The organism is Streptomyces sp. (genome assembly GCF_031178505.1).
GTDB lineage: Bacteria > Actinomycetota > Actinomycetes > Streptomycetales > Streptomycetaceae > Streptomyces > Streptomyces gulbargensis.
Map to the genome: position 1 here is coordinate 1 of NZ_JAPSIW010000431.1, position 6,001 is coordinate 6,001.

The window sequence follows — 6,001 nt, forward strand, 5'->3', positions numbered from 1 at the left end:
CGGTGTCGCGGCTGAAGCGGCGCGGGCTGCTGCTGGCGCGCCGGACGGCGGACGGGGCCGCCGGATACGCCCTGTCGGAGGAGGCGCGCCGGCTGCTCGACGACGGCGACCGCCGCATCTACGCCCGTACGGAGCCGAAGCTGTCGGACGGCTGGGTCCTCGCCGTCTTCTCCGTGCCGGAGGCGGAGCGGCACAAGCGGCACCTGCTGCGCTCCCGGCTGGGGAGACTGGGCTTCGGCACGGCGGCGCCGGGGGTGTGGATCGCGCCGGCGCGGCTGTACGAGGAGACCCGGAACACCCTGGAGCGGCTCGGGCTCTCGGCGTACGTCGACCTGTTCCGGGGCGACCACCTCGGGTACACGGCGACGGCCGGGGCGGTGGCCCGCTGGTGGGACCTGCCGGCGATCGCCGCGCTGCACGAGGAGTTCCTGGCCGCCCACGAGCCGGTGCTGCGGGCCTGGCGGACCGGGGGCGGCGGCGCCGAGGACGCCTACCGGGACTACCTGTTCGCCCTGGACTCCTGGCGCCGGCTGCCCTACGCGGACCCGGTGCTCCCCTCCGAGCTGCTGCCGGCCGACTGGCCGGGACGCCGCTCGGCGGAGGTGTTCACGGCCCTGCACGAGCTGCTGCGGGACCGGGGTGCCACGTTCGTGCGGGGGGCCGCCGGCCGGGGGGTCAGGTGACCGTTTCCCGGCGTCCGGTCGGGGGCCGGCGGCTGCCCGCGCGGTACGGGGCGGGCCAGGGGGCGGCCGGACCCCGGTAGTCCTGCTCGGCGGCGGCGTGCAGGGTCCAGTGCGGATCGTAGAGGTGGGGGCGGGCCAGGGCGCAGAGGTCGGCCCGGCCCGCCAGGAGCAGCGAGTTGACGTCGTCCCAGGAGGAGATGGCGCCGACGGCGATCACGGGGACGCCGGTCTCGTTGCGGATGCGGTCGGCGTACGGGGTCTGGTACGAGCGCCCGTACTCGGGTTGCTCGTCGGGGACGACCTGGCCGGTGGAGACGTCGAGGGCGTCGGCGCCGTGGTCGGCGAAGGCACGGGCGAAGGCGACGGCGTCCTCGGCGGTGGTACCGCCCTCGGCCCAGTCGGTGGCCGAGATCCGGACGGTCATGGGCCGGTCGCGGGGCCACACCTCCCGTACCGCGTCGAAGACTTCGAGGGGGAAGCGCAGCCGGTTCTCCAGGCTGCCGCCGTAGGCGTCGGTGCGGTGGTTGGTGAGCGGGGAGAGGAAGCCGGAGAGCAGGTAGCCGTGGGCGCAGTGGAGTTCGAGGAGGTCGAAGCCGCTGCGGGCGGCGCGGCGGGCGGCGGCGGTGAACTCCTCGCGGATCGCGGTCATCCCGGCGCGGTCGAGGGCGTGCGGGGTCTGGTTGACGCCGGGCCGGTACGGGAGCGGTGAGGCGGCGACGAGCGGCCAGTTGCCCTCGGGCAGGGGCTGGTCGATGCCTTCCCACATACGCCGGGTGGAGCCCTTGCGGCCGGAGTGGCCGAGCTGGACGCCGATCGCCGTGCCGGGCGCGGAGGCGTGCACGAAGTCGGTGACGCGGCTCCAGGCGGCGGCCTGTTCGTCGGTCCACAGGCCTGCGCAGCCGGGGGTGATCCGCCCGTGGGCGCTGACGCAGACCATCTCGGTCATGACGAGTCCGGCGCCGCCGAGGGCCCGGGCGCCGAGGTGGACCAGGTGGAAGTCGCCGGGGACGCCGTCCTCGGCGACGTACAGGTCCATGGGGGAGACGACGATCCGGTTGCGCAGGGTGAGGCCGCGCAGCGGGAAGGGGGTGAACATGGGCGGGGTGCCGGGCGGGCAGCCGAAGTCGCGTTCGACGGCGGCGGTGAGGGCGGGGTCGCGCAGCCGCAGGTTGGCGTGGGTGACGCGGCGGCTGCGGGTGAGGAGGTCGAAGGCGAAGCGGCGGGGCGGGCGGTCGACGTGCCCGGCCAGCTCCTCGAACCAGCGCAGGCTCGCGGCGGCGGCCCGCTGGGTGGAGGCGACGACGGGGCGCCGCTCGGCCTCGTAGGCGGCGAGCGCCTCGGGGAGGGTGGGGTGGGCGCCGAGGGCGGAGGTCAGGGCGAGGGCGTCCTCGACGGCCAGTTTGGTGCCCGAGCCGATGGAGAAGTGGGCGGTGTGGGCGGCGTCGCCGAGGAGGACGGTGGTGCCGTGGGACCAGCGGTCGCTGACGACGGTACGGAAGGCGGTCCAGGCCGAGTTGTTGGAGCGCAGCGCCCGGCCGGCGAGGGCGTCGGCGAAGATCTTGGCGCAGCGGGAGGTGGACTCGGCCTCGTCCAGCGCGTCGAAGCCGGCCGCGCGCCAGACCTCCTCCCGCATCTCCACGATGACGGTGGAGGAGTCGGCGGAGAAGGGATAGGCGTGCAGCTGCATGACGCCGTACTCGGTCTCCGCGATCTCGAAGCGGAAGGCCTCGAAGGGAAAGTCGGCGGCGAGCCAGATGTAGCGGCAGCGGTGGGTGGTGATCCGGGGGCGGAAGCGGTCGGCGTGGGCCTCGCGGGTGCGGCTGTGCACGCCGTCGGCCGCGACGACGAGGTCGTGGCCGGCGGCGAGCCGCGCGGCGGGCGGGGCCTCGGCGCGGAAGCGGAGCCGTACGCCCAGCTCGGCGCAGCGGGCGTGCAGGATCTCCAGGAGACGGCGGCGGCCGAGGGCGGAGAAGCCGTGGCCGGTGGAGGTGGTGAGGTGGCCGCGGTGGACGATGTCGATGGCGTCCCAGTGGACGAGTTCGCGGGCGAGGGCGGCGTACACGACGGGGTCCGCGTCCCGGATGCCGCCGAGGGTCTCGTCGGAGAGGACGACGCCGAAGCCGAAGGTGTCGGAGGGCGCGTTGCGCTCCCAGACGGTGATCTCGCGGGCCGGGTCCTGCCGCTTGAGCAGGGTGGCGGCGTAGAGGCCGCCGGGGCCGCCGCCGATGACGGCGACGCGGGAGAGGGGGACGCCGCCGGGCCCCGGCAGGTCTTCCGGGACGAGGCCGGCCATCGGTACGGGGCCGGTGGGGGGCGGCATGGTCAGCGCCCCCGCCACTTCGGAGGGCGTTTCCCGGTGAAGGCGGCGTGGAACTCCGCGTAGTCCTCGCCGTTCATGAGGAGGGCCTGCGTGGCGGCGTCCAGTTCGACGGAGGCCGCGAGCGGCATGTCGAGTTCCGCGGTGAGCAGGGCCTTGGTCTGGGCGTGCGCCAGCGCGGGCCCGTCCGCGAGACGGCGGGCGAGGGCGGCGGCGCGCTCCCCCGCGCGCCCCTCCTCGGTGAGCTCGCTGAGGAGGCCGATCCGCTCGGCCTCGGCCGCGTGGACGGCCTCGCCGAGCATGAGGAGGCGGGTGGCGTGCCCGAGGCCGACGACCCGGGGCAGCAGATAGGCGGCGCCCATGTCGCCGCCGGAGAGGCCGACGCGGGTGAAGAGGAAGGCGAAGCGGGTGGTGGGGTCGGCGATCCGGAAGTCGGCGGCCAGTGCGAGGACGGCCCCCGCGCCTGCGGCGACCCCGTGCAGGGCGGCGACGACCGGGAAGGGGCATTCGCGCAGCGCCCGGACGACCTGGCCGGTCATCCGGTTGAAGTCGAGGAGCTCGGCGGTGTCGAGGGAGAGCGTGGCGCCGATGATCTCGTCCACGTCGCCGCCGGAGCAGAAGCCGCGACCCTCGCCGCCGAGGACGAGGGCGCGGACGGCGCGCTCGCGGGAGAGTTCGGCGAGCAGGTCGCGCAGGTCGGCGTAGGCACCGAAGGTGAGCGCGTTGAGTTTGGCGGGGCGGGCGAGGGTGACGGTGGCGACACCCTCGTCGAGGTCCAGGCGGAGATGCCGCCAGCGTTCGGTACGGGTCGCGGAGCCGGTAAAGGGGCTCATTCGGCGGCCTCCTTCCTCCACCGGGAGGGTATCACTCTGTTGTGACCACCGTCACGAGTACGCGATACCCGGATCGGAGGGAGGGGCCGCTGGGAAACGGATGTTGCGCCTCGTATGGTTGAAACCAGGACGTCTCGGGTTCGCCCCCCGCTCGCCCGCCCGCCCCTCCTCGGTGAAGGGACCCTCCCCCCATGCCCGAAGCCCCGGCCCCCGCGCCCGGCACCGCCCCCGCTCCCCCACCGGCCGGCACTCCCGGCTCCTGGTGCGCGCGGCTGCCGCACACCACGGCCGCGGTCCCACTGGCCCGCGCCCTGGTCCGTACCGCCTTCGACGACGCCGGGCCCGACGTGGACACCGCCGAGCTGCTCACCGCCGAGCTGGTGGCCAACGCCGTCGAGCACACCGGGGGCCGCGGCCCGATCGACCTCGTCGTGGAGGTGTGCGCCACCTCCGGCGGCTGTCAGATCGAGGTCCACGACCCCGAACCGCCGGAGCCGGACCGGCTGGTCCACCCCGAGCCGGGCGAGGTGGACCCCTGGCAGGAGCACGGGCGCGGACTCCTGCTGATCAGGGCGCTGAGCAGCGACTGCGGCCACCGCCCGACCCCGCGCGGCAAGGCGGTCTGGTTCACGCTCCCCGGGGTGCCCGCGCAGCGCCGTCACCGGGAGCCGTGACCGCGAGGCGCGAGTGGCGGCGCCCGTACACCGCGTACAGGAGCGCGCCCGCGGCGAGGAAGACGGCGAACTGGACCCAGGTCGTCCAGCCGGTTCCGACCATGAGGTAGAGGCAGAAGCCGATGCCCAGGAGGGGGCTGAGCGGGAAGAGGGGCACCCGGAAGGAGCGCTTCAGGCCGGGGTGGCGGCGGCGGAGCACGATCACCGCCAGGTTCACGACGGCCATGACGGCGAGCGTGCCGATGGTGGTGAGGTCCACGACCACGTCGAGCGGGGCGAAGGCGGCCGGGACGGCGAAGACGGCGGCGACGATCCAGGTGTTGGCCACCGGGGTCGCGGAGCGGGGCGAGACGCGTTCGAAGACGCGCGGGACGAGCCCGTCGCGGGACATCGAGAGCAGGATGCGCGTCTGCCCGTACATCACGGCGAGGACGACGGACGCGATGGCGACGACCGCACCGAAGGCGATGATCCCGCCGCCGGTGGAGGAGCCGGTGACGCGGTCCACGACGAGGGAGAGCGCGGCGGGCTGCCCGGCGACGGCGTCGGCGCCGAGCGCCCCGATGGCCGAGAGCGCCACCGCGCCGTAGAGCAGGGTGACGATCCCGATGCAGATGAGGATGGCGAGCGGGACGTTCCGGCGCGGGTCCCGCACCTCCTCGCCCGCGGTGGTGATCGCGTCGAAGCCGATGTACGAGAAGAAGGCCACCGAGGCGCCGGCGGTGATCCCGGCGACGCCGTGCCCGGCGAACGGCGAGAGGTGCCCGGCGCGGAAGGCGGAGAAGCCGACGGCGCAGAAGACGAGCAGGATCCCGATCTTCAGCACGGCCATGGCGGCGGTGGCGCGGGCGCTCTCGCGCACGCCGCGCACGAGGAGGCCGGCGGCGAGGGCGATGACGACCACGGCGGGGAGGTTGACCACCCCGCCCTCGGCGGGTCCCGCGGTGAGGGCGGCGGGCAGCCGCAGCCCGGTCAGGCTCTCCAGGAGTTCGTCCACGTACTGGCTCCAGCCGACGGCGACGGCCGAGACGGAGACGCCGTACTCCAGGAGCAGGCACCAGCCGACGAGGAAGGCCGCCTGCTCGCCGAGGCTCGCGTAGGCGAAGGAGTAGGAGGAGCCGGAGACCGGGATGGCGCCGCCCAGCTCCGCGAAGGAGAAGGCGGTGAAGACGCAGGTGATCGCGGCGAGGACGAAGGAGAGGACGACCGCGGGGCCGGCCTCGGCGACGCTGCCGGAGAGTCCGACGAAGATGCCGGTGCCGACGATCGCGCCGACGCCGAAGCAGACGAGCTGGAAGAGGCCCATGGTGCGCCGGAGGCCGTGGCCTTCGAGGTCGGCGCCGGACTCGGCGAGGAGTTGCTGCGGCGACTTGATCCGCGAGGACATGCGGGGGTGCTCATCTCTGGTCGTGCGTGCGCGGGCCCCGGGGTGCGGGGCCGCGCAGGAGGTGGGAGGACACACGGAGGGGGGGGGGGGCGGGGGGGGCGCGGGCG

General features: G+C 74.9%; 5 protein-coding genes. 2 read left to right on the forward strand and 3 right to left on the reverse strand.

All coding sequences use genetic code 11. The features are described 5' to 3' along the window. The coding region (locus RIF68_RS24310) for a PaaX family transcriptional regulator C-terminal domain-containing protein (protein ID WP_309053426.1) at window positions 1-683 on the forward strand (683 nt) is incomplete at its 5' end. On the opposite strand, the gene RIF68_RS24315 is transcribed toward RIF68_RS24310, so the two are convergent. Further along, the gene (locus tag RIF68_RS24315; RefSeq protein WP_309053430.1) at window positions 676-2,976 is read right to left on the reverse strand and encodes a bifunctional salicylyl-CoA 5-hydroxylase/oxidoreductase; all 2,301 of its coding nucleotides are present in this window, start codon (window positions 2,974-2,976) and stop codon (window positions 676-678) included. The two genes, RIF68_RS24310 and RIF68_RS24315, sit on opposite strands and share 8 nt — an antisense overlap. 29 nt (window positions 2,977-3,005) lie before the next feature. Next, the gene (locus RIF68_RS24320; RefSeq protein ID WP_309053427.1) at window positions 3,006-3,833 is read right to left on the reverse strand and encodes an enoyl-CoA hydratase family protein; all 828 of its coding nucleotides are present in this window, start codon (window positions 3,831-3,833) and stop codon (window positions 3,006-3,008) included. A gap of 191 nt (window positions 3,834-4,024) precedes the next feature. Between RIF68_RS24320 and RIF68_RS24325 the strand changes: the two genes are divergently transcribed. Beyond that, the gene (locus RIF68_RS24325; RefSeq protein WP_309053428.1) at window positions 4,025-4,507 is read left to right on the forward strand and encodes an ATP-binding protein; all 483 of its coding nucleotides are present in this window, start codon (window positions 4,025-4,027) and stop codon (window positions 4,505-4,507) included. On the opposite strand, the gene RIF68_RS24330 is transcribed toward RIF68_RS24325, so the two are convergent. Continuing rightward, entirely contained in the window at window positions 4,461-5,894 is a 1,434-nt protein-coding gene (locus tag RIF68_RS24330; protein ID WP_309053429.1) for an amino acid permease, read from the reverse strand. The genes RIF68_RS24325 and RIF68_RS24330 overlap by 47 nt on opposite strands. Between the last annotated feature and the right edge of the window lie 107 nt (window positions 5,895-6,001).